Source organism: Streptomyces sp. NPDC001204, assembly GCF_053598035.1.
Genome location: NZ_JBSFJL010000006.1, coordinates 251,927 through 275,358 on the forward strand (window position 1 = coordinate 251,927; position 23,432 = coordinate 275,358).

The 23,432-nt window shown below is 71.7% G+C and carries 22 protein-coding genes and 1 riboswitch; of the genes, 17 read left to right on the top strand and 5 right to left on the bottom strand.

What is annotated here, in order from left to right; all coding sequences use genetic code 11:
- Positions 1–8: 8 nt before the first annotated feature.
- The gene (locus tag ACWC91_RS11470; RefSeq protein WP_225074338.1) at positions 9–410 is read right to left on the bottom strand and encodes a response regulator; all 402 of its coding nucleotides are present in this window, start codon (positions 408–410) and stop codon (positions 9–11) included.
- Between the two features lie 211 nt (positions 411–621).
- Here ACWC91_RS11470 and ctaE point away from each other — a divergent pair, with 211 nt between their 5' ends.
- The 6 genes from ctaE (at position 622) to ACWC91_RS11500 (ending at position 7,751) form a co-directional block, all read left to right on the top strand.
- A complete protein-coding gene (ctaE, locus tag ACWC91_RS11475) occupies positions 622–1,233 on the top strand; it encodes an aa3-type cytochrome oxidase subunit III (protein WP_100572299.1) in 612 nt (203 codons plus the stop codon).
- 62 nt (positions 1,234–1,295) lie between these two features.
- On the top strand, positions 1,296–2,105 hold the full coding sequence (gene qcrC, locus ACWC91_RS11480; protein ID WP_225074337.1) for a cytochrome bc1 complex diheme cytochrome c subunit: 810 nt from the start codon (positions 1,296–1,298) through the stop codon (positions 2,103–2,105).
- Positions 2,102–3,169 (top strand): cytochrome bc1 complex Rieske iron-sulfur subunit, encoded by a 1,068-nt coding sequence (gene qcrA / locus ACWC91_RS11485; protein ID WP_225074336.1) that lies wholly within the window; start codon positions 2,102–2,104, stop codon positions 3,167–3,169. The genes qcrC and qcrA overlap by 4 nt, the downstream gene beginning before the upstream one ends.
- A complete protein-coding gene (gene qcrB, locus ACWC91_RS11490; RefSeq protein WP_225074335.1) occupies positions 3,166–4,803 on the top strand; it encodes a cytochrome bc1 complex cytochrome b subunit in 1,638 nt (545 codons plus the stop codon). Before qcrA ends, qcrB begins: the two co-directional genes overlap by 4 nt.
- Before the next feature lie 146 nt (positions 4,804–4,949).
- Positions 4,950–6,014, top strand: coding sequence for an anthranilate phosphoribosyltransferase (trpD, locus tag ACWC91_RS11495; RefSeq protein ID WP_450640106.1), 1,065 nt, complete (start codon positions 4,950–4,952; stop codon positions 6,012–6,014).
- An 85-nt stretch (positions 6,015–6,099) separates the two neighbouring features.
- Positions 6,100–6,216, top strand: a riboswitch (SAM riboswitch).
- A gap of 164 nt (positions 6,217–6,380) precedes the next feature.
- Positions 6,381–7,751 (top strand): aminotransferase class V-fold PLP-dependent enzyme, encoded by a 1,371-nt coding sequence (locus ACWC91_RS11500; RefSeq protein WP_225074333.1) that lies wholly within the window; start codon positions 6,381–6,383, stop codon positions 7,749–7,751.
- A 26-nt stretch (positions 7,752–7,777) separates the two neighbouring features.
- On the opposite strand, the gene ACWC91_RS11505 is transcribed toward ACWC91_RS11500, so the two are convergent.
- Together ACWC91_RS11505 and ACWC91_RS11510 are read right to left on the bottom strand one after the other, a co-directional pair.
- Positions 7,778–8,059 carry an Lrp/AsnC family transcriptional regulator gene (locus ACWC91_RS11505; protein WP_100572304.1) on the bottom strand — a complete coding sequence of 94 codons (282 nt, stop codon included), beginning with the start codon at positions 8,057–8,059 and terminating at the stop codon, positions 7,778–7,780.
- Positions 8,056–8,808, bottom strand: coding sequence for a rhomboid family intramembrane serine protease (locus ACWC91_RS11510; RefSeq protein WP_225074332.1), 753 nt, complete (start codon positions 8,806–8,808; stop codon positions 8,056–8,058). The genes ACWC91_RS11505 and ACWC91_RS11510 overlap by 4 nt, the downstream gene beginning before the upstream one ends.
- 154 nt (positions 8,809–8,962) lie before the next feature.
- Here ACWC91_RS11510 and ACWC91_RS11515 point away from each other — a divergent pair, with 154 nt between their 5' ends.
- The 5 genes from ACWC91_RS11515 to ACWC91_RS11535 all read left to right on the top strand — a co-directional run bounded on the left by ACWC91_RS11515 (position 8,963) and on the right by ACWC91_RS11535 (position 14,381).
- Complete coding sequence (locus ACWC91_RS11515) at positions 8,963–9,202, top strand: hypothetical protein (protein WP_100572306.1); 240 nt, start codon at positions 8,963–8,965, stop codon at positions 9,200–9,202.
- A 66-nt stretch (positions 9,203–9,268) separates the two neighbouring features.
- Positions 9,269–10,618, top strand: a complete 1,350-nt coding sequence (locus ACWC91_RS11520; RefSeq protein ID WP_225074331.1) for an NYN domain-containing protein — start codon at positions 9,269–9,271, stop codon at positions 10,616–10,618.
- Positions 10,619–10,856: 238 nt separating this feature from the next.
- Positions 10,857–11,891, top strand: coding sequence for a C40 family peptidase (locus tag ACWC91_RS11525; RefSeq protein WP_225074330.1), 1,035 nt, complete (start codon positions 10,857–10,859; stop codon positions 11,889–11,891).
- A gap of 244 nt (positions 11,892–12,135) precedes the next feature.
- Positions 12,136–13,158, top strand: coding sequence for an NlpC/P60 family protein (locus ACWC91_RS11530; protein ID WP_450640103.1), 1,023 nt, complete (start codon positions 12,136–12,138; stop codon positions 13,156–13,158).
- 32 nt (positions 13,159–13,190) lie between these two features.
- Complete coding sequence (locus ACWC91_RS11535; RefSeq protein WP_450640102.1) at positions 13,191–14,381, top strand: hypothetical protein; 1,191 nt, start codon at positions 13,191–13,193, stop codon at positions 14,379–14,381.
- Here the strand turns inward: ACWC91_RS11535 and ACWC91_RS11540 are convergent.
- Positions 14,369–15,619 carry a glycosyltransferase 87 family protein gene (locus ACWC91_RS11540; protein ID WP_450640101.1) on the bottom strand — a complete coding sequence of 417 codons (1,251 nt, stop codon included), beginning with the start codon at positions 15,617–15,619 and terminating at the stop codon, positions 14,369–14,371. The genes ACWC91_RS11535 and ACWC91_RS11540 overlap by 13 nt on opposite strands.
- A 181-nt stretch (positions 15,620–15,800) precedes the next feature.
- Between ACWC91_RS11540 and ACWC91_RS11545 the strand changes: the two genes are divergently transcribed.
- Positions 15,801–16,943: a glycosyltransferase family 4 protein gene (locus ACWC91_RS11545; RefSeq protein WP_225074326.1), complete on the top strand. Its 1,143-nt coding sequence runs from the start codon at positions 15,801–15,803 to the stop codon at positions 16,941–16,943.
- Between the two features lie 12 nt (positions 16,944–16,955).
- Here ACWC91_RS11545 and ACWC91_RS11550 read toward each other — a convergent pair whose 3' ends face one another.
- Entirely contained in the window at positions 16,956–18,752 is a 1,797-nt protein-coding gene (locus ACWC91_RS11550; protein ID WP_450640099.1) for an AMP-dependent synthetase/ligase, read from the bottom strand.
- Positions 18,753–18,993: 241 nt separating this feature from the next.
- Between ACWC91_RS11550 and ACWC91_RS11555 the strand changes: the two genes are divergently transcribed.
- The 5 genes from ACWC91_RS11555 to ACWC91_RS11575 all read left to right on the top strand — a co-directional run bounded on the left by ACWC91_RS11555 (position 18,994) and on the right by ACWC91_RS11575 (position 23,406).
- Complete coding sequence (locus tag ACWC91_RS11555) at positions 18,994–19,791, top strand: metallophosphoesterase family protein (protein WP_225074324.1); 798 nt, start codon at positions 18,994–18,996, stop codon at positions 19,789–19,791.
- A gap of 145 nt (positions 19,792–19,936) precedes the next feature.
- Entirely contained in the window at positions 19,937–20,380 is a 444-nt protein-coding gene (locus ACWC91_RS11560) for an SRPBCC family protein (protein WP_225074323.1), read from the top strand.
- Between the two features lie 162 nt (positions 20,381–20,542).
- On the top strand, positions 20,543–21,712 hold the full coding sequence (locus ACWC91_RS11565) for an ArsA family ATPase (RefSeq protein WP_450640097.1): 1,170 nt from the start codon (positions 20,543–20,545) through the stop codon (positions 21,710–21,712).
- A 57-nt stretch (positions 21,713–21,769) separates the two neighbouring features.
- Positions 21,770–22,351 carry a DUF5304 domain-containing protein gene (locus ACWC91_RS11570; RefSeq protein ID WP_450640096.1) on the top strand — a complete coding sequence of 194 codons (582 nt, stop codon included), beginning with the start codon at positions 21,770–21,772 and terminating at the stop codon, positions 22,349–22,351.
- A 101-nt stretch (positions 22,352–22,452) separates the two neighbouring features.
- On the top strand, positions 22,453–23,406 hold the full coding sequence (locus ACWC91_RS11575) for an ROK family glucokinase (protein ID WP_225074320.1): 954 nt from the start codon (positions 22,453–22,455) through the stop codon (positions 23,404–23,406).
- Positions 23,407–23,432: the final 26 nt, after the last annotated feature.

Below are 23,432 nucleotides of genomic sequence, written 5' to 3' on the forward strand. Positions count from 1 at the left end.
CGAGTGCCTCAGACGCCGCTCAGCGCCTTCTTGCGCAGCAGGGAGGCCAGAGCGGCGGCGAACTCCACCGGTTCCACCGGAAGCGTGACCGCGGCGTCCGCCCGGCTCCACGTGGCCAGCCACGCGTCCTGCGGCCGCCCGATGAGCAGCAGCACCGGAGGGCAGTTGAAGACCTCGTCCTTGATCTGCCGGCACATCCCCATGCCGCCCATGGGCACGGCCTCGCCGTCCAGGACACAGACGTCGATGCCGCCCCGGTCCAGCTCCTTGAGGACCGCGGCGGGCGTGGCGCACTCCAGGAACTCCACCACGGGGGCGTCCGGAGCGGGCCGGCGGCCGCTCGCCAGCCGCACCTGCTCCCGGGTGTTGGCGTCGTCGCTGTAGACCAGCACCGTGGCGGTCGCCTGCATTGTTCCTCCGCGTCGTTGGTCGGGAAAACCCCGTCGGGAACTGTCGGGAACTTCCGGGTACCGATGGCGCGGATGCTACCCCCTTCAACTCGTGGTAGACAGCGGTTGGAACAGCCCTTCGAGGGGCCGTTCGGGCAGGGCACACCCCCGAGACACTCCGAACGGCACCCCCCGGGGTGAGGGCGGGATAAGCGACCGACATAATGTCGGCGTGGCGACAGCAACGACAGTAGAAACCGGGCACGCGCACCCGTCGGTCAATCGACCGAACCTCACCAGCGTCGGAACCATCATCTGGCTGAGTTCCGAGCTGATGTTCTTCGCGGCCCTCTTCGCGATGTACTTCACCCTGCGATCGGTGACGGGTCCGGCGCACTGGAAGGAGATGGCGGGCGCTCTCAACGTCCCCTTCTCGTCGGTGAACACCACGATCCTGGTGCTCTCCTCACTCACCTGCCAGCTCGGCGTCTTCGCCGCCGAGCGCGGTGACGTGAAGAAGCTCCGGGGCTGGTTCATCGTCACCTTCATCATGGGTGCGATCTTCATCGGCGGTCAGATCTTCGAGTACACCGAACTGGTGAAGAAGGACGGCATCTCGCTGTCCTCCGACCCGTACGGCTCGGTGTTCTACCTGACCACCGGCTTCCACGGGCTGCACGTGACGGGCGGTCTCATCGCCTTCCTGCTGGTCCTCGGCCGCACCTACGCGGCCCGGAGGTTCACTCACGAGCAGGCGACCGCGGCCATCGTCGTGTCCTACTACTGGCACTTCGTCGATGTCGTCTGGATCGGACTCTTCGCCACGATCTACCTGATCAAGTAGCCGACGAACCGATCCAAGTCCGCAAAGCATCGACGCAGAAGATCCTGACACCGGGGTAATCCGTGAAAAAGCTCTCCGCACGACGACGCCATCCGCTGGCGGCGGTCGTCGTCCTACTCTTCGCGCTGGCGGCCACTGGGGGGCTGTACACCGCGTTCGCGCCCGCGAGCAAGGCGAAGGCCGAGGACACCGCCCAGTCCCTCACCATCGAGGAGGGCAGGAAGCTCTATCTGGTCGGCTGCGCCAGCTGCCACGGCACCGGTGGGCAGGGCACCACTGACGGTCCCAGCCTGGTGGGCGTGGGCGCGGCGGCGGTCGACTTCCAGGTGGGCACCGGCCGTATGCCGGCCCAGCAGCCGGGCGCGCAGATCCCGCGCAAGAAGGTCATCTACAACCAGGCCGAGATCGACCAGCTCGCCGCGTACATCGCGTCCCTGGGCGCTGGTCCCAACGTGCCGACGAAGAACCAGTACAGCCCCGAGGGCGCGGACGCCGCCAAGGGCGGTGAGCTGTTCCGCACCAACTGCGCCCAGTGCCACAACTTCACCGGCAAGGGCGGTGCGCTGACGCACGGCAAGTACGCCCCGGACCTCACGGGTGTGAGCAACAAGCACATCTACGAGGCCATGCAGACCGGCCCGCAGAACATGCCTGCCTTCCCCGACACGCTGCTGACGGAGAAGAACAAGAAGGAGATCATCGCGTACCTCGACGCGGTCAACGGTGACGAGACCACCACCCCGGGCGGTATGGACCTGGGTGGCCTCGGACCGGTCACCGAGGGTCTGTTCGCCTGGATCTTCGGGCTGGGTGCCCTTGTCGCGGTCGCCGTCTGGGTCGCCGCTCGGACCGCAAAGGCCAAGAAGTCATGAGTAGCCAAGACATTCCTGAAGAGAACCTGCCCGCAGAGCAGGCAGCCCACGAGCACGGGCGCGGCGCGGTCTCCGTGGCGGACGAGCGGGCCCCGTTCGCCGACCCGGGACTGCCGCCCCACGAGCACCGGATCCAGGACATCGACGAGCGGGCCGCCAAGCGCTCCGAGCGAGCCGTCGCCCTGATGTTCACGGTGTCGATGCTGGCCACCATCGGCTTCATCGCCTCGTACGTGACGATCCCGCACGACAAGTCGATCTTCGTCTTCCCGATCGGGCACATCAACGCGCTGAACTTCGCGCTCGGCCTCACGCTGGGCGTGGCGCTGTTCGCGATCGGCGCGGGCGCGGTCCACTGGGCCCGCACCCTGATGTCCGACGTCGAGGTCGCCGACGAGCGTCACCCGATCGCGGCGTCACCCGAGGTCCGTGCGAAGGTCCACGCGGACTTCAAGCAGGGGGCCAAGGAGTCGGCGATCGGCCGTCGCAAGCTGATCCGCAACACGATGCTCGGCGCGCTCACGCTGGTGCCGCTGTCCGGCGTCATGCTGCTGCGCGACCTGGGCCCGCTGCCCGGGACCAGCCTGCGCCACACGCTGTGGGCCAAGGGCAAGCGCCTCGTCAACATGAACACCAACCTGCCGCTGCGTCCCGAGGACGTCTCGGTCGGCTCCCTCACCTTCGCGATGCCGGACGGTCTGAAGGAGACGGACGAGGACTTCGCCAACGAGATCGCCAAGGCCGCCCTGATGATCATCCGGCTCGAGCCGGCCGACATCAAGGACAAGCGCGAACTCGACTGGGGCCACGAGGGCATCGTCGCCTTCTCGAAGATCTGCACCCACGTGGGTTGCCCGATCTCCCTGTACGAGCAGCAGACGCACCACGCCCTGTGCCCGTGCCACCAGTCCACCTTCGACCTCTCCGACGGTGCCCGAGTGATCTTCGGCCCCGCCGGCCACGCTCTGCCGCAGCTGCGCATCGGCGTGGACAGCGAGGGTTACCTCCAGGCGCTCGGCGACTTCGCGGAGCCTGTCGGTCCTGCATTCTGGGAGCGCGGATGAGTACATCAGCAGCCAACGAGTCCCGCTCTCGCGGGCAGGCACCGGCCGGCGAGAGGCTCGCCGACTGGGCCGACGGCAGGCTCGGGATCTACTCCCTGGCCAAGGCCAACATGCGCAAGATCTTCCCCGACCACTGGTCGTTCATGTTGGGCGAGGTCTGCCTCTACAGCTTCATCATCATCATCCTCACGGGTGTGTACCTGACGCTGTTCTTCCACCCCTCGATGAGCGAGGTGGTGTACAACGGCTCGTACGTCCCGCTGCAGGGTCAGCTGGTGTCCGAGGCGTTCAACTCGACCATGCACATCTCCTTCGAGGTGCGCGGTGGTCTGCTCATCCGGCAGATCCACCACTGGGCCGCGCTGATCTTCCTGGCCGGCATGTTCGTGCACATGATGCGCGTGTTCTTCACCGGCGCGTTCCGCAAGCCGCGTGAGATCAACTGGCTGTTCGGCTTCCTGCTGTTCGCCCTGGGCATGTTCACCGGTTTCACCGGTTACTCGCTCCCGGACGACCTGCTCTCCGGCACCGGTGTCCGCTTCACCGAGGGTGCGATCCTGTCCATGCCGATCGTCGGCACGTACATCTCGTACTTCCTCTTCGGCGGCGAGTTCCCCGGTCACGACTTCGTGGCGCGGTTCTACTCGATCCACATCCTGCTGCTGCCCGGCATCATGCTGGGCCTGGTGGTGGCCCACCTGATCCTGGTCTTCTACCACAAGCACACGCAGTTCGCGGGTCCCGGCAAGAGCAACAAGAACGTCGTCGGCATGCCGCTGCTGCCGGTGTACATGGCCAAGGCCGGCGGCTTCTTCTTCCTGGTCTTCGGTGTCCTCGCGATGATCGCGGCGCTCGTGGAGATCAACGCGATCTGGGTGATCGGCCCGTACCGTCCGGACCAGGTGTCCACCGGCGCCCAGCCCGACTGGTACATGGGCTTCGCCGAGGGTCTGGTCCGCTTCATGCCGGGCTGGGAGGTCAACTTCTGGGGCCACACGCTCGTCCTGGGCGTGTTCATCCCGCTGGTCCTCTTCGGCCTGGTCCTGGCGGCGCTGGCGGTCTACCCGTTCATCGAGTCCTGGATCACCGGCGACAAGCGCGAGCACCACATCCTGGACCGTCCGCGCAACGCCCCGACGCGTACCGCGTTCGGTGTCGCCTGGATCACGATGTACATGATCACGCTGGTCGGCGGCGGCAACGACCTGTGGGCCACGCACTTCCACCTGTCGATCAACGCGGTCACCTGGTTCGTCCGGATCGGCTTCTTCGTCGGACCGATCATCGCGTTCGTCGCCACCAAGCGGATCTGCCTCGGCCTTCAGCGCCGCGACAAGGAGAAGGTGCTGCACGGTCGCGAGACCGGCATCATCAAGCGCCTGCCGCACGGTGAGTTCATCGAGGTCCACGAGCCGCTCAGCCAGGAGCAGCTCTACACGCTCACGGCGCACGACCAGTACGAGCCGGCCGAGATCGGCCCGGCGGTCGACGAGAACGGTGTCGAGCGCAAGATCAAGGGCTCGCAGAAGCTGCGCGCCAAGCTCAGCAACGCGTACTACGGCGAGGACAACCAGATCCCGAAGCCGACCGTCGAGGAGTACAGGGAGATCACGAGCGGCCACGGCCACCACTGATCACTGACCGCTGAGCGTCGCCACGCCACGGTCGAAGGGCCCCGTCCGATCCCCGGACGGGGCCCTTCGCCATGCCCGGGGCTGGATAGGGTGGACCTGTTCGAGACACGCGTCCCGCATACGGGACACCGACCCAGGAGCGGCATATGAACGCTGTGACCCCCGCTGGAGGCAACACCGCGGCGGGCCGCTCCTGGCCCGCCCTGCTGAACGGCCTGCTGGACGGCCGGAACCTCACCGCCGACGAGACCGCCTGGGCGATGGACCTGATCATGCGCGGCGAGGCGACCGACGCGCAGATCGCCGGGTTCGTGGTGGCCCTGCGGGCCAAGGGCGAGACGGTGGAGGAGATCACCGGCCTGGTCCGGACGATGTACGAGCACGCCAATGTGATCGAGGTGCCCGGAGAGACCGTCGACATCGTCGGCACCGGCGGCGACGGCGCCAAGACCGTGAACATCTCCACCATGTCCTCGATCGTCGTGGCCGGCACGGGCGCCGGCGTCGTCAAGCACGGCAACCGGGCCGCGTCCTCCGCCTCCGGAGCCTCCGACGTACTGGAGAAGCTCGGCGTCAATCTGGAGCTGACGCCGCGGCGGGTGGCCGAGGTCGCTCAGGAGGCCGGAATCACCTTCTGCTTCGCGATCAAGTTCCATCCGGCGCTGCGCCACGCGGGCGCCGCCCGCGGCCAGTTGGCCATCCGCACGGTCTTCAACGTGCTGGGCCCACTGACCAACCCGGCCAGGGTGCGGGCCCAGGCCGTCGGGGTCGCGGACCCGCGCATGGCACCGGTCGTCGCCGGCGTCTTCGCCGAGCGCGGCCACTCCTCCCTGGTCTTCCGGGGCGACGACGGCCTCGACGAGCTCACCACGACCGCCACCTCCCAGGTCTGGATCGTCCGGGGCGGCAAGGTGACCCAGGAGCGCTTCGACCCGCGGGACGTCGGCATCGAACTGGTGCCCGTGGAGGCGCTGCGGGGCGGTGACGCCTCGTACAACGCCGAGGTGGCCCGCCGCCTGCTGGACGGAGAGCAGGGGCCCGTACGGGACGCCGTCCTGCTGAACTCCGCGGCGGCGCTGGTGGCCCTGCGGCCGGGTCCGGGCACCCTCGCCGAACAGATCCGGGCCGGGATGGACCGCGCGGCGGAGTCGATCGACTCCGGGTCCGCCAAGCGCACGCTGGAGCGCTGGGTGGCCGTCAGCAACGCCTGAGCCCCGAACCTCCCGCCGCAAGGCGCAGTCCACGATCCGGACTGCGCCTTGCGCGTGGAAGATCGTGTGGCAGGATGCTGAAACAGGTCATGAGTGACAGCCATGTGGCCCCGGCCGGCTGTCCGGCAACCCTCCGTCCGTGGCGGGGTGCCCCGGGTGAAGACCAGGCCGTAGGCAGCGAGGCCTACGGCAAGCGCGGACCCCTCGCGTCACCAGGGGTCCTGGTCGTACGAGGGAGCCTCCCGTGAGCAAGCGAATGCGTTAGGGCGTAGAGCCCCGCCTCCGCATCACCCTTTTCACCCTTCTCCACGCTCGAGCCATGCCTGCTCGCGTGGTGATTTCGCCTGCTTTCACGGGAGTTCAGCCATGTCCGTTTCCGCCGTCCCCACCGTCGCCGCCGACCAGTCCGTCTGTGCCCCGCTGCCCGTGCTGGGCCGGGACGTCACCGTTCCGCTCGTCACCGGTGGGGAGGTCACCTACGCGGCGCTCGACTACGCGGCCAGCGCGCCCGCCCTCCAGCGCGTCTGGGACGACGTGGCGGCGTACGCGCCGTACTACGGCAGCGTCCACCGCGGCGCCGGCTACCTCTCCCAGCTCTCCACCGACCTCTTCGAGAACGCCCGGAAGACGGTCGCCGAGTTCCTGGACTGCCGTGCGGAGGACCAGGTGGTCTTCACCCGCTCCACCACGGACTCCCTCAACCTGCTCGCCCGCGCGCTGCCCGCGGACTGCCAGGTCTTCGTCTTCGAGACCGAGCACCACGCCTCGCTGCTTCCGTGGCGGGACGCGCGGGTGACCTGCCTCGACGCCCCGCGCACCGCGGAGCAGGCCGTGGCGACCCTGGAGCGGGCCCTCGCCTGCCGCGACCCCCACGGCCCCGCCCTGGTGTGCGTCACCGGCGCCTCCAACGTCACCGGCGAGCTGTGGCCCGTACGGGAGCTGGCCGCCGCCGCCCACGCGCACGGCGCCCGGATCGTCCTGGACGCCGCCCAGCTCGCCCCGCACCACCCGGTGTCCGTCCGCGACCTCGACGTCGACTGGGTCGCCTTCTCCGGCCACAAGCTGTACGCCCCCTTCGGCTCCGGCGTCCTGGCCGGCCGCGCCGACTGGCTGCGCGAGGCCGAGCCGTACCTCGCGGGCGGCGGCGCGAGCCGCACGGTGGCGCGGCGCGCCGACGGGTCCGTGGACGTGCGGTGGCACGAGTCGGCCGCCCGCCACGAGGCCGGGTCCCCGAACGTCATCGGCGCCTACGCCGTCGCCTCGGCCTGCACGGCGCTGACCGAGGCCGGCTTCGACGACCTCGTCGCGCGTGAGCGGTACCTGATCCGCAAGGTGCGGGCGGGCCTCGCCGAGGTGCCCGAGGTCAGGGTGCTCTCCCTGTTCGGCGACGACGCCCCGCGGGTCGGCGTGATCTCCTTCGTCGTGGCGGGCTGGAACAGCTCCCACTTCGCCGCCGCCCTCTCCGCCGAGTACGGCATCGGCGTCCGGGACGGCCTCTTCTGCGCCCACCCCCTGGTCCGCACCCTGCTGGGCGGCGATCCGCAGAGCCAGGGCGAGTGCGGCGCGCCCGAGGCCGCCCCGGGCGAGAAGTCCCTCAACGCCATCCGCGTGAGCTTCGGCGCGGGCACGCCCGACGAGCACGTGGACCGCTTCGTGGCGGCGGTGCGGGAGCTGGTCAGGGACGGCGCGAAGTGGACGTACCGCACGGAGGACGGACGCTGCGTGCCCGCGGTGTGATCCGCCCGCTCAGGAGCCCGGGGCGGTCAGGAGTCCAGCCCGATGGCGAACGCCGCCTCCAGGTCGTGCTGCGAGTAGGTGCGGAAGGCCACGTGCGTGTCCGTCCCCTCGACGCCCGGGATCTTGCTGATCCGCCCCGGGATGACCTCCGCCAGGTCCTCGTGCTGCCGCACCCGGACCATGGCGATCAGGTCGTACGTGCCGGTGACGGAGAAGACCTCGCTGACCGAGTCCAGTGAGGCGATTTGCTCGGCGATCTCGGGGATCCGGTCCACGCTGGTCTTGATGAGGACGATCGCGGTGATCACGGCTGGTTCTCTCCCTCGGGGGCCGGAGCAGGGGCGGCCTTCACTCTAGTCTTCCGGCCGAAGCCGGCCCACGCGCAGGCGAAGCCCAGGGCGAAGCCCACCACGTGGGCCAGGTAGGCGACCTGCGGTCCCTCGGCGGCGCGCCCGGCGGCCAGCCACTGGAGGGCCGCCCAGAAGGGCAGCACCACCCACGCGGGAAAGCGCAGCGGCAGGAAGAACAGGAACGGGAAGAGACTGGTCACCCGGGCGCTGGGGAACAGGTAGAGAAACGCGCCGAGGACCGCCGAGATCGCGCCCGAGGCCCCCACCAGGCTCTGCCCGGAGGCGGCGTTGGCGACCGCGTAGCCCACCAGGGCCAGGTAGCCGCAGCCGACGTAGAACAGCGTGAACCGGACCCGGCCCATGCGCTCCTCGGTCATCGCCCCGAAGACGTAGAGGAAGAGCATGTTGCCGAGCAGGTGCACCCAGCTGCCGTGCACGAACAGGGCCGTCGCGGGGGTGAGGGCGGCCCGGAACGAGCCGGTGAACAAATCGGCGGGGATCACGCCCCACCGCCGGAAATAGGCCCGCTGGGCGAGCAGCAGCGCGTCCCCCGTGCCGTAGGAGGGATTGAGGCCCGCCGCCGGGCCGGCCACGAAGATCAGACAGCACAGGACGATCAGGACGCACGTCACCGGCGCCTGCATGCTCCGTACCGCCCTGGCCGCCCTGATCGTCCGGGCGGCCACCGTGTACCTGTTGCCGATCATGTGCACAGAGCATGGCGTAACCGGACGCAAGCGCACAGACCGCCTCGCCGCCGTGGACGGACCGGCGCCGAGTCGCCGCCAGGCCGTAGGGTTACGTGCCACACGCCCAGGGAAGCTGGCGCGTCATGGACACAGAAGGAAGCGAACAGTCACGATGACGGTTCCCCTGCCGACGGCCACGACCCGGTGGCGCTGCACCCTGTGCGGCAACCTCACCCGTTTCGACGTGACCCGTTCGTCGAAGGTCGTCGAGTACGTCCACCTCGACCTGGCCGGAGAGCCGCAGGTCGAGGAGCGCGAGGTGGTCAGTGAGACGATCGAGTCGGTGCGTTGCCGCTGGTGCAACGCCGTGGACCAGGTGGAACTCGTGGACAGGCCGGGCGCCGGCTCCTGAGCGGAGCGGGCCCGCACAGGCGACCCCCGCGGGGGTCCGCGAAGCACAGAGGCATTGGGGTGACGGATGGCGGAGACACAAGGCGGGGGGCCGGGCGACGGCGCCGCCGAGGTGCTCGACCGTCCCCTGCCCGACGGAGTGCGCCACCGGGTCGTCCAGATCGTCTCCGACTCCTTCGGCACGCTGACGTTCGCCGAGCTGCCGCCGCAGCTGCGGCAGTACGCCCGGTTCACCCCCAGTCGCCGGGCGAAGTTCGCGGGCAACGCGATGGCGGCCGCGCTGGAGACCGATCCGCTGTTCCGCCAGCGCATCGGCGAGAAGTTCAAAGAGGACCAGCCCGAGCTGTCGGGTGCCCTCGACTCCGGCTCGCCGCCCCCGGCGGCGGACCCGCTCGACGTGGCGGCCGCGGCCTACGTACTGCGCCCGCCGGGCTGGGTGAAGCTGGTCGCCGCCGCGGGCGAGGAGGCCCAGCGGGCGGACGCCGAGCGCGCCGACGAGGAGAGCCGCGCCGAACTGGAGCGGCTGCGCGCCGAGCTGGCGGCGGCCCGCGAGCAGACCCGCGCCGACACCGAGCGGCTGCGGGCCGAGCTGGACGCCGCCAGGAAAGAGGCCGAGTCGCTGCACCGCAAGCTGCGGGCCGCGCACAGCGACGTCAAGCGCGGTGAGGCCGCGCTGCGCAAAGCGCGGGGCGACATCGAGGCCATGCGCGCCGAGGGGCAGGCGCAGGTGTCGTCGGCCGAGAGCGAGGCCCGGCGGCTCAAGGCACGTCTGGGGGAGGCGGAGGCCGCGCTGGAAGCCGCCCGCAGGGCGGCCCGCGAGGGGCGCAGCGTGGAGGACATGCGGGTGCGGCTGCTGCTGGACACCGTCCTCGACGCGGCCCAGGGGCTGCGCCGGGAGCTGGCGCTGCCGCCGGTGTCGGTGCGGCCGGCGGAGACCGTGGACGCGGTCGAGCCGGGCCGGATGACCCCCAAGGACATCGCCGCCCGCGCGCTGTCCGAGCACGACCCGGCGATCCTCGACCAGTTGCTCGCGCTGCCGCAGGCCCATCTGGTCGTCGACGGCTACAACGTCACCAAGACCGGCTATCCGCAGATGCCGCTGGAGAAGCAGCGGCTGAGGCTGCTGGGGCAGCTCTCGCAGCTCGCCGCGCAGACCGGCGCCGAGGTCACCTGTGTCTTCGACGGGGCCGAGCTGGTCGCGCCGGTGCTCCTCGCGCCGCCGCGCGGGGTGCGGGTGCTGTTCTCCAAGCCGGGGGTCACGGCGGACGAGCTGATCCGTCAGCTGGTGCGGGCCGAGCCGCCCGGCCGTCCGGTGATCGTCGCCTCGACCGACCGCGAGGTCGCCGACGGGATCGCGAAGGCGGGGGCGCGGCCGGTGGCCTCGGCGGTGCTGCTGAAGCGGCTCTCACGCGGCTGAAACCGGACGTAGGGCTACGTAAGCCTCAAGCGCAACATACGGGCAGCATTCCCGAATTCACCGGAAGCGTCACGCGACGCAGGGTCAAGTGGTCCTCACTGCCGGTGAGTTATGGGCAAAGAATGAAGTGAGTGGTGGGATTTTCCGCCTCAGGATTTGAATTCATCACGATGAGGTCACTAGGGTCGAGCCTCGAACCTCCGAGCGGGTGATCACTCAGAAGAAGGAGCTCGCTTCCGTGGCGTCCCACCGTCGACCCAAGCAACCCAGCCGTGCGCGCGTGACCGTGCTCACCACCGCGGCGGCAGCGGCAGTAGCCATCAGTGCCCAGGCCGCCAATGCCGCCCCGAGCGCGAAGCCGAGCAAGGACGAAGTCAAGTCCAAGGTCGACGCTCTCTACGAGCAGGCAGAGCAGGCCACCGAGAAGTACAACGGGGCCAAGGAGAAGCAGGAGAAGCTCCAGAAGGAGATCTCCACCATCCAGGACAACGTCGCCCACGGCCAGCAGGAGCTCAACAAGCTCCGCGACGGCCTCGGTTCGATGGCCGCCGGCCAGTACCGCACCGGTGGGATAGACCCCTCGCTCCAGCTCTTCCTGTCGGCCGACCCGGACGACTACCTCGACAAGGCCTCCACGCTCGACCAGTTGAGCGGCCAGCAGGTCGAGGCGCTGAAGAAGATCCAGGACAAGCAGCGCGAGCTCGCGCAGGAGCGGTCCGAGGCCTCCTCGAAGCTCAAGGACCTCGCCGCCACCCGCACCGAGCTGGGCAAGAAGAAGACCGAGGTCCAGGGCAAGCTCGCCGAGGCGCAGCGGCTCCTGAACAGCCTCACCGCAGCGGAGAAGGCCGCGCTCGCCGCCGAGCAGGAGAGGGCCAGCCGGGCCTCCGCCGACCGCGTGCAGCTGGGCAGCTCCGCCCCCGCCACGGGCCGGTCCTCCTCCGCCTACGCCGCCGCCCAGAGCAGGATCGGCTCGCCCTACGTCTACGGCGCCACCGGCCCGTCGTCCTTCGACTGCTCGGGTCTGACCTCCTGGGCGTACGCCCAGGCCGGTGTCAGCATCCCGCGCACCTCCCAGGCGCAGGCCAACGCGGGCACCCGGATCTACTCGCAGAGCCAGCTCCAGGTCGGCGACCTGGTCATCTTCTACGGCGACCTGCACCACGTGGGCTTCTACGCGGGCAACGGCCAGGTGCTGCACGCCCCGCGCACCGGCACCGTCGTGCGCTACGAGTCGATCAACAACATGCCCTTCCAGTTCGGCGTCCGCATCTGACGCCACCCCGGGAGCACGCCTCGTACTCGCCCGAACGGGCGAATCCCGGCACCCCACGGTGACCCCACGCCCCGCCCATGACCTGCGTCAGAGGCGGGGCGCCCGTGTTCGGTACCCCCTCCGCGGCTTTGGTCGCCGTGTGTCCGCGCGGCTACTGTCTGGCGCGTTTCCCACAGGCCGGGCGCTCGGCGCCCCGGTCCCGGGAAGCGGTCAGTGTCCGCCAGTGGAGGGAGTACGGCTTCCCGTGGGGTCTCATCGCCGACCAGCACCGTCCGGGTTCGACCGGGGCGCGGGCGCCGCGTTCTGCGTTCTGTCCGCCGCGGCCGCCGCCCTCGGCGCCGTTCCGGCCACCTCGGCCGTCGCCGCTCCGCACGGCGACGCCCGGTCCGAGGTCGACCGCCTCTACCAGGAGGCCGAGAAGGCGACCGAGGCCTTCGACAAGGCCGGCGAGCGCGCCGACCTCCTGCGCACCCGGGTGCGGGACTTCCAGGACCGCATCGCCCGACGGCAGCAGCGCGTCAACGACCTCAGGGAGTCGCTGGGTTCGCTGGCCGGAGCCCAGTACCGCTCCGGCTTCGACCCGTCGATCGCCCTGCTGTTCTCCCACGACCCGGCCGACTACCTCGACAAGGCCGCCACGCTCGACCGGATCACCGACCACCAGACCGGCGAGCTGAAGGACCTGCGGCGGGCGCTGCGCGAACTCTCCCAGGACCGCGTCGAGGCCACCCGCGCCCTCGCCGAACTGGACAAGAACCGCAAGGCGGTCGCGACCCACAAGCGGACGGTCGAGCAGAAGCTCGCCAGGGCCCGCCAACTCCTCGGCTCCCTGTCCCCGTCGGAGCGCGAGGCCTACGACCGGGCCGCCCGTTCCGGCCGCGAGGACTTCCTCCCCGGCTTCGACGCCGGACCGGCCGCCTCGGTCCGCGCGGCCGCCGCCCTCGCCGCCGCCCGCTCCGCCCTCGGCCGCCCCTACATCTGGGGCGCCAACGGGCCCACGGGATTCGACTGTTCGGGCCTGATGCAGTGGTCGTACGCGCAGGCCGGGGTCCATCTGCCGCGCACCTCGCAGGAGCAGCGCAACGCGGGCCGGCGGATCCCGCTGTCCCAGGCCCGGCCCGGCGACCTGATCGTCTACCGCTCCGACGCCGGCCATGTCGCGATGTACGCGGGCAACGGCCGGGTGATCCACGCGCCCCATCCGGGCGCTCCGGTGCGCTACGACCCGGTGAGCATGATGCCGGTCTCGTCGGTCACCAGGGTCTGACGGTCGTACGGGTGCCGCCGTACGATCGGGAAATGGCTGGTCGTGGGCGAGCGTCGAAATCCTCGGTGACGGTGGTGTGCCTGCTGCTCGCGTCCCTGACGGCCTGCGGCGGGCCGTCCGCGGCCGACACCGCGAAGGCCGGGGTGCAGCGGGTGCTCGACCGGCGGGCGGCGGCGGTCCTGCACCACGATCCGGCGGCGTACGCCGCCACCGGGACCCGGGCCCCGTACGCGCGGCTGCGGGCCGTCCCGCTGACGGACTGGTCCTACCGGCTGAAGAGCCTGCGCCGCAGCGGCGACACCGCGGTCGCGCGGGCCGAACTGCGCTACCGGGTCACCGGGTACGACAAGGCGCCCGTCACCGCGGGCCGCACGCTGACCCTGTCCACCGGCGCCGACGGGAAGTGGTACGTCGACTCCGACCGGCCGGAGAAGAAGTCCGCCGAGCAGTTGTGGGACCAGGGCACGGTCTCGGTGGTGCACGGGCGGAGCAGCCTCGTGCTCGGCGTCGGGCACGGCGACGCGGTCCTGCGCGGCTACGCGGGCCTGGCCGACCGCGCGATACCCGCGGTGTCGGACGCGTGGGGCACGGACTGGAGCCGGCACGTCGTCCTGCTGGTGCCCAGGTCCCTGGAGGGCATGGCCGGACTGCTCGGCTCGCCCGCCTCCGACTACCGCGGGATCGCCGCCGTCACCACGGGCGAGACCGGGGGCGCGGGCCGGGCGCCCGCGGACCGGATCATCGTCAACCCCGCCGCCTACGGCATCCTCGGGTCGCTCGGCAAGCAGGTCGTCCTCACCCACGAGACGACCCATGTCGCCACCCGCGCCCACACCAACGCCGCCACTCCGCTGTGGCTCTCCGAGGGCTACGCCGACTGGGTCGGCTACCGAGGCACCGGCCGCTCCCCGGACCAGGTCGCGCCCGAACTGCGGCGCGCCGTGACCGACGGGGAGGTGCCCGCCGCGCTGCCGTCCGACGAGGACTTCGGCTTCGCCGGCGACCCGGCCCGGCTCGCCCGGGCCTACGAGAGCGGCTGGATGGCCTGCCGCATGATCGCCGACCAGTGGGGCGAGCGGCGCCTCGACGACTTCTACCGCTCCGTCGGCGCGCACGGCACCCGCGAGGGCGCGGTCGAGGACGCCCTGCGGAAGGTCCTCGGCACCACCCTGGACCGGTTCACCGAGCAGTGGCGCGCGTATCTCGGACGTCAGCTGGGCTGATCCAGCCGGGCGGTGGGCCGGGCGGCCCGGTGCGGCGCCCGCGTCCCGGGCCCGGCGGTGACCGTCGAGCGCCACAGGGCCCGGCAGGCCGTCACACCCGCGGCCACCAGCAGGCCGTTGCGCAGCAGCAGGAGGGTGACGCCGAGGCGGTCGCTCGCGACGACGTGCGCGAAGTACACCGGGAACTCCAGGGCCGTCACCGGGGCCGCCGCCAGGACGAGGCCGGCCGGCAGCCGCATGCCGTCGTCCCGGAAGCACAGGCAGACGGCGGCCAGTCCGATCAGCCACACCAGGTACTGGGGGCTGAGGACCCGGCTGGTGACCGTGAACAGCAGTACGGCCGTGAACGCGGCCTGGGCGGCCGTGTGCGGGCGGAAGCGGCGGGCCCGCAGCCGCCACAGCAGCAGCCAGCCGAAGGCGGCCGCGGTCAGGGCCAGGGACGCGGCGCCGACCACGTCGGTGCACGGGCCGGCGAACTCCAGCGAGCCGTAGGTGAGCAGCACCTGCCCGTTCCAGCCGAAGTGCCGGGCCACGTGGAGGACGAGCGCGGCCGGCGACTCCACCTCCACGCCCCGGTCGCGCTGCGCGATCACGAAGGACAGGGCGCCCGGCATCGTGAGTGCGAACAGCGAGGCGAGTGCCGCCGCGGTCAGTGCCGCCGCCGTCCACGCACGGCGCCCGGCAGCACCCCGGAGGCCGGGCAGCAGCAGGACCGGCCACACCTTCAGCAGCGCTCCGAAGCCGGCCAGCGCGCCCATCGCGCGCGGGTGGCGGACGCCCGCGAGCAGCGCGGCCACGGCCACCGCTGTCACCATCACGTCGTAGCGCGCGTACAGGATCGGGCCGAGCAGGGGCGCGCCCGCCGTCCACATCCAGGCACCGCGCAGCGGCCGGCCGGGCCGCCGCCCGGCGCGCAGCAGCAGGCACAGCACCGCCAGGTCGGCCAGCAGGGCCAGCACGTGGAAGGCCGCGGTGTAGCCGAGGAACGGCAGGACGGCGGGGGAGAGGATCGCCAGCGCTGCGGCGGGCGGGTACTGCCACGTGACGTCGTCGGCCGGGAAGCCACCCTGCCGCAGCACCTCGTACCAGCCCCGGTAGATCACCGACACGTCCGCCGTGACGTCCTCCGCCCCCGCGAGGACGAACACCTTGAACACGAGGAGCACCAACACGGCCCGGCTGACACCCCAGACCGCCAGTACCCCGGTGAGCCTGCGCCGGGTACCTGTCCCGTCCACCTCGGTCCTCTCCCGTGAACCCGACCGGTCCGATCGGTCCGACCGGTCCGACCTTTCCGGCCGGTTCGCGTGGTTCGCGCGGTTCGTGGTGCGGGGCACATGATCTCCCGGGGGGCCGGTGCGGGGCGGGTGGCACGGCCGTGGCCGGGTGTCCCGGCCGGGTTCGGTAGGGTCGGCCGGTGTGCGCAAGACCCTCATCGTGACCAACGACTTTCCGCCCCGGCCGGGTGGGATCCAGGCGTTTCTGCACAACATGGCGCTGCGGCTGGACCCGGAACGGCTGGTCGTCTACGCCTCCACCTGGAAGCGGGGCCGGGAGGGCGTCGAGGCGACGGCCGCGTTCGACGCGGAGCAGCCCTTCACCGTCGTACGCGACCGCACGACGATGCTGCTGCCGACGCCGGGCGCGACCCGGCGCGCGGTCGGGCTGCTGCGCGAACACGGGTGCACCGCGGTGTGGTTCGGGGCGGCGGCGCCGCTCGGGCTGATGGCGCCGGCCCTGCGGAGGGCGGGCGCCGGGCGGCTGGTGGCCACCACCCACGGGCACGAGGCGGGGTGGGCGCAACTGCCCGCGGCGCGCGGACTCCTGCGCCGCGTCGGGGAGTCGACGGACACGATCACCTACCTCGGCGAGTACACCCGCTCCCGGATCGCCACCGCGCTGACGCCCGAGGCGGCCGGCCGGATGGTGCAACTGCCTCCGGGCGTGGACGAGAAGACGTTCCACCCCGGCTCGGGCGGTGACGAGGTGCGGGCCCGGCTCGGGCTCACCGACCGGCCGGTCGTCGTATGCGTCTCACGGCTGGTCAGGCGCAAGGGACAGGACACGCTGATCCGGGCCATGCCCCGGATCCTGGCCGCCGAACCGGACACCGTGCTGCTGATCGTCGGCGGTGGCCCGTACGAGAAGGAGCTGCGCGCTCTGGCGGAGCGGACCGGGGTGGCCGGCTCCGTGCGCTTCACGGGCGCGGTCCCCTGGGCCGAGCTGCCCGCGCACTACGGCGCCGGCGACGTCTTCGCCATGCCCTGCCGCACCCGGCGCGGCGGGCTCGACGTCGAGGGGCTCGGCATCGTCTACCTGGAGGCGTCCGCGACCGGGCTGCCCGTCGTCGCCGGGGACTCCGGCGGCGCCCCCGACGCGGTGCTCGACGGCGAGACCGGCTGGGTCGTGCGCGGCGGCTCCCCCGAGGACACCGCCGACCGCGTCGTCACGCTCCTGGGGGACGCCGAGCTGCGCCGCCGCATGGGGGAGCGCGGACGCTCCTGGGTGGAGGAGAAGTGGCGGTGGGACCTGCTGGCCCAGCGGCTCCGGGAACTGCTGTAGGGGAGCGGCGCGCTACTTGGCGTAGAGCGCCTCGATCTCGTCCGCGAAGTCCTGCGCCACCACGTTCCGCTTGAGCTTCAGCGACGGGGTGAGGTGACCCGAGTCCTCCGTGAGCTGGGAGGGCAGGATGCGGAACTTGCGCACCGACTCCGCCTTCGACACCGCGGCGTTGCCGTCGTCGACCGCCGCCTGGATCGCCGCGTTCAGGTCCGGGTCGTCGCGCAGCGCCTCCGCCGTGGAGCCGGCCGGCTTGCCGTGCTCGGCGCACCAGCGGCGCAGGAACTCCTCGTCGAGGGTGACCAGCGCGCCGACGAACGGCCGCCCGTCGCCCACCACCATGCACTCCGCGACCAGCGCGTGCGCCCGGATACGGTCCTCGATCACGGCCGGGGCGACGTTCTTGCCGCCCGCGGTGACGATGATCTCCTTCTTGCGGCCGGTGATCCTGAGGTAGCCGTCCTCGTCGAGAGTGCCGATGTCACCGGTGTGGAACCAGCCGTCGGCCAGCGCCTCCCGGGTCGCGCCGGGGTTGTTCCAGTACTCCTTGAACAGGTGCTCGCCGTGCAGCAGCACCTCCCCGTCGTCCGCGATGCGGATCACCGAGCCGGGCAGCGGCTGGCCGACCGTGCCGATCTTCTGCCGGTCCCAGGGGTTGAAGGCGGTCGCCGCGCAGGACTCGGTCAGGCCGTAGCCCTCCAGGACCGTGAAGCCGATACCGCGGTAGAAGTGCCCGAGGCGCTCGCCGAGCGGGGCGCCGCCGGAGATGGCGTACTCGCCGCGCCCGCCGAGCACCGCGCGCAGCTTGCCGTAGACCAGCTTGTCGAACACCTTGTGCTTGATCCGCAGTCCGAGCGAGGGGCCCGAGGGGCTGTCCAGCTCCTTGCTGTAGGCGATCGCCGTGGCGGCCGCCCTGTCGAAGATCCGGCCCTTGCCGTCCCCCTGCGCCTTGGCGCGCGCCCCGTTGTAGACCTTCTCGAAGACCCGCGGGACGCCGAGGATCAGCGTGGGGCGGAACGCGGCCAGCTCGTCGGTGAGGTTCTTGATGTCCGGGACGCAGCCCAGCTTGATCGGCGCCATCATCGGGGCGACCTGGACCAGCCGGCCGAAGACGTGCGCCAGCGGCAGGAAGAGCAGCACCGAGCACTCGCCGGTGCGGAACAGCGGGCGCAGCCGCTCCACGACGTTGCCGCACTCGGCGAAGAAGGCGCGGTGGGTGAGCACGCAGCCCTTGGGCCGGCCGGTGGTGCCGCTGGTGTACACGATGGTCGCCGGGTCGTCGGCCTTCGCCAGCGAGCCGCGCTCCTCCACCATGGCGTCGCTGATGTCCCGCCCGGCCCGGCCGAGCACCTCGATCGCGCCGTCCTCGATCTGCCAGACGTTCTTCAGCGCGGGCAGCGTGTCGCGCACCGCGTCGACGGCGGCGGCGTGCTGGTCCAGCTCCACGACGCAGGCGGTCGCGCCCGAGTCGCCGAGGATCCACCGCACCTGCTCCGGCGAACTGGTCTCGTACACCGGCACGGTGATCGCGCCCGCGCTCCAGATCGCGAAGTCCAGCAGCGTCCACTCGTAGCGCGTACGGGACATCAGGCCCACCCGGTCGCCGGGCTGGATGCCGGAGGCGATCAGCCCCTTGGCGGCGGCGTGCACCTCGGCGAGGAAGGCCCGTGCCGTGACGTCCCGCCAGACGCCGTCCACCTTGCGCGCGATGACGGCGACGTCGGGATGCTGCGCGGCGTTTCTGCGGACGATGTCGGTCAGATTCCCGTCCGCAGGGACCTCGTACAGAGCCGGAAGGCTGAACTCGCGCAAGACTGCTGCTCCTCATAGGGCGCCGGCGCCACGACGTTGTTGAAATCCAGAAACGACTGGACGGGCCGGACGTTACCCGCCGGTATGCTTCTTCGACAGGGGGACCCGGCGAGATGTTCGCTGCGTCACACGGATCGATGTTCCCCTGCGCACAGTAGTCGACCCGCCGAATGACCGGCCAGTAACGCCGTTTCCGGCCGCCACTGTTCACGTATGCCACGCCCGCCTACGCTTGATCGTCATGGCACCCACACCGGCCCGTCACGGCAGAACGCGCATCCATGTGGTCAGCGACGTGCACGGCAACGCGCGCGACCTGGCCCGAGCCGGAGAGGGCGCCGACGCCCTGGTGTGCCTCGGCGACCTGATCCTCTTCCTCGACTACTCCGACCACTCGCGCGGCATCTTCCCCGACCTGTTCGGCGTGGAGAACGCCGACCGCATCGTCGCGCTGCGCACCGCCCGCCGCTTCACGGAGGCGCGCGAGTTCGGCGCCCGGCTGTGGGCGGGCATCGACGGCGACCGGGCCACGGTGATGGAACAGGCGGTGCGCAAGCAGTACGCGGAACTCTTCGCCGCCTTCCCCAGCCCGACGTACGCCACCTACGGCAACGTCGACATGCCGGCCCTGTGGCAGGAGTACGCCCGCGAGGGCACCACCGTGCTCGACGGGCAGCGGGTGGAGATCGGCGGCCGTGTCTTCGGCTTCGTCGGCGGCGGCCTGCGCACGCCCATGCGCACCCCGTTCGAGATCGGCGACGAGGAGTACGCGGCGAAGATCGAGGCGGTCGGCGAGGTCGACGTGCTGTGCACGCACATCCCGCCCGAGGTGCCGGAACTCGTCTACGACACCGTCGCGCGCCGCTTCGAACGGGGAAGCCGGGCCCTGCTGGAGGCCATCCGCCGCACCCGGCCCCGGTACGCCCTCTTCGGCCATGTCCACCAGCCGCTGGTACGCCGGATGAGGATCGGCGCGACCGAATGCGTGAACGTGGGGCACTTCGCCGGGAGCGGCCGTCCATGGGTGCTCGAATGGTGAGCATTCCGGCCGATCGCGCAGGTGGGGGTGGAGTCCGGCGGTCGGGCGCGCGGTAGCCTTCACGCTGCACACACATGCGCACGAGGAGCGCATCCCCGGCCTCACCCGGCCGCACTACCGGCCCGCATCTGGAGGAGCCACGGCGATGGCGGAACACACCAGCTCGAGCATCACGATCGAGGCGCCACCGGCCGAGGTCATGGGGGTGATCGCCGACTTCGCCCGCTACCCCGACTGGACCGGCGAGGTGAAGGAGGCCGAGGTCCTCAAGACCGACGGCCAGGGCCGTGCCCATCAGGTCCGCCTCGTCATGGACGCGGGCGCCATCAAGGACGACCAGACCCTCGCGTACACCTGGACCGGTGACCACGAGGTCTCCTGGACCCTGGTGAAGTCCCAGATGCTGCGCTCCCTGGACGGCTCCTACGTCCTCAGGCCCGCGGGCGTGTACGCCACCGAGGTGACCTACCGCCTCACCGTCGACGTCAAGATCCCCATGCTCGGCATGATCAAGCGCAAGGCCGAGAAGGTCATCATCGACCGCGCCCTCGCGGGCCTGAAGAAGCGTGTGGAGTCGGGCGAGAAGTAAGGGCCGCCCGGCCCGCGGGCGGTCCCGGACCGACGGCGCGGGCCCACCCGCGACACGCGTCGCCGGGCGCCGGCCGCGACTCGGCCGGAGGGCGCGCCGCCGACACCGGCGCAGGGCGCCCGTGGGCGACCGGGACGTCAAAGCCAGCTACCGTTCAACGTCATGCGCACCCTCCTGATCACGGGTCCGGGCGGCAGCGGCCGTACGACCGTTTCCGCCGCCACCGCCCTGACCGCCGCCCGTGACGGCGTCGACACCCTCGTGCTCAGCGCCGACCGCACGGACTCCCTCGGCGCGGCGCTCGGGGTGCCGACGGGTGCTGAGCCGGTGCCCGTCGCGCCGCGGCTGACCGCCTGGCGCCCCGACGCGGCGGCCGGCTTCCGGGCCGACCTCACCGCCTTCCAGGACCGCGCGGGCAACGTACTGGACCTCCTCGGGGCCTCCCGCCTGGACGCCGAGGAGGTCACGCCGCTGCCGGGCGCCGAGGAACTCGCCCTGCTGCGCGCACTGCGCGACGCGGCCCTGTCGGAGCGGTTCGAACTGCTGGTCGTCGACCTGCCCCCGGCGCCGCAGGCACTCGCCCTGCTCGCGCTGCCCGAGGAACTGCGCCGCTATCTGCGCCGGCTGCTCCCGCCCGAGCGGCAGGCGGCCCGCGCCCTGCGGCCGGTGCTCGGCCGCCTCGCCGGCGTCCCCATGCCGGCCGAGTGGCTGTACGAGACGGCGGCACGCTGGGACGTCGAACTCGCCGCCGTGGCCGCGGTCCTCGCCGACCGCGCCACCCGCGTACGCCTGGTCGCCGAGCCCGGCCCGGCCGGCGCCGACGCCGTCCGCAGCGCCGCCCTGGGCCTGGCCGTGCGCGGACTGGCCGTGGAGTGCCTGGTCGCCGGCCGGGTCCTGCCGGAGACCGCCGCGGACTCCTGGCTGGCCGGCCCGGTCGCACAGCAGCGCAAGACCCTCGACGAGTGGCGGGAGACGTACGCCGTCCACCCCGCCGCCCACCTGGGCCGGGACCCGCGCGGCCTGGACGATCTCGCCGCCCTCGCCGTGCCCGGCGCGAGCCCGGCGAGCGCGCCGGTCGAGTGGCCCGTGACCGACCGGCTCACCGAGGACGGGGTCCTCGTGTGGCACATCCCGCTGCCCGGCGCCATACGCGAGGAACTGGACCTCATCCGGCTCGGCGACGAACTCGCGGTCACCGCCGGGCCGTTCCGCCGTGTCGTAGCGCTGCCCTCGGCCCTGCGCCGGTGCACCGTCGACGGGGCCGCCCTGCGCGACGGCGAGCTGCGGATCCGGTTCGCGCCGGACCCCGCGCTGTGGCCCCGCGAGAGATGAACCGCGTACCCCCGTTCGGGTAACGTCGTAGGGACGAACCGCAGTCAGGAGTCCGCCATGAGCGAAGAGCGCCCACCGTCCGACGCCGCTCGGGACGACGCCGCTCAGGAGGAGCCCGGCGGCCGTGGGGACACCCCCCGTTCGAGCGAAGCCGGGAAGCCGGGGGAGCGGCGCGCCACGGACGCCGACGCCTGGTCCACGGCCTGTGCCGAGGACCTCGCCGCGGAGCAGGCCCGCCGCCGCGAGCGGTACGGCCCGCCGCCGGGCTCGGCCGCCGAGGAACTGCGCAAGTTCGTCGACACCGTCGCCGACAGGCTGTCGTCGCTCCAGGCGCCGCTGCTGGGCGCCCTCGCCGGACCCGCTGCCGAGCAGGTGGTGCGGCAGATGGTCCAGCAGGCCAAGGCGGCCGTCGAGCCCGTCGTGGAGCGCAACCCCGAGGTCTTCGAACACCTGGCGGCGGCCGGCGGTGAACTCCTCGCCGCGTACCGCTCGGCCGTCGAGTCCCAGGAGCGCCGCTGGACGTCGCCCGGCACGGGCGGGTCCCCGCGGGACGAACCCGGCGAGCCGGACAACCGCTCCGACGACCGCCGCGACCCCGGTGAGGGCACCGGCGGCGGCGAGCGCATCGACTTGGACTGACCGGCCGGACGACTTGGACCAGCGTCCGGACGACGCGAATCCGACGGCAGGGCCTCGGGTACGGTTGGCCGTAGCGGGGCTCGACCGGAACTGAGGGATTCATGGGACTCACCATCGGCGTCGACATCGGCGGCACGAAGATCGCGGCCGGCGTGGTCGACGAGGAAGGCAACATCCTCTCGACCTTCAAGGTGCCGACCCCCAGTACGCCCGAGGCCATCGTGGACGCCATCGCCTCGGCGGTGGAGGGCGCACGCGCGGGGCACGAGATCGTCGGTGTGGGCATCGGCGCCGCCGGGTACGTCAACCGGCAGCGCTCCACGGTCTACTTCGCGCCCAACATCGACTGGCGCAACGAGCCGCTGAAGGAGGAGGTCGAGGCGCGCGTCGGCCTGCCGGTCGTCGTGGAGAACGACGCCAACGCCGCGGCCTGGGGCGAGTACAAGTTCGGGGCCGGCAAGGGCCACCGCAACGTCATCTGCATCACGCTCGGCACCGGCCTGGGCGGCGGCATCGTCATCGGCAACAAGCTGCGCCGCGGCCACTTCGGCGTGGCCGCCGAGTTCGGCCACATCCGGATGGTCCCGGACGGCCTGCTGTGCGGCTGCGGCTCGCAGGGCTGCTGGGAGCAGTACGCCTCCGGACGCGCCCTGGTGCGGTACGCAAAGCAGCGCGCCAACGCCGCCCCCGAGAGCGCGGAGGTGCTGCTCGCCCTCGGCGACGGCACCCCGGACGGCATCGAGGGCAAGCACATCTCCATGGCCGCCCGCCAGGGCTGCCCGGTGGCCGTCGACTCCTACCGTGAGCTGGCCCGCTGGGTGGGCGCCGGTCTGGCCGACCTGGCCTCGCTGTTCGACCCGTCCGCGTTCATCGTCGGCGGCGGTCTCTCCGACGAGGGCGAGCTGGTCCTGGAGCCGATCCGCAAGTCCTACAAGCGCTGGCTGGTCGGCGGCAACTGGCGTCCGGTCGCCGACGTCCTCGCCGCCCAGCTCGGCAACGAGGCAGGTCTGGTGGGCGCCGCGGACCTCGCCCGGGAGCCCGACCCGATCATGTAGCGCCGGTCGCACCCCGAGCGCGCCCA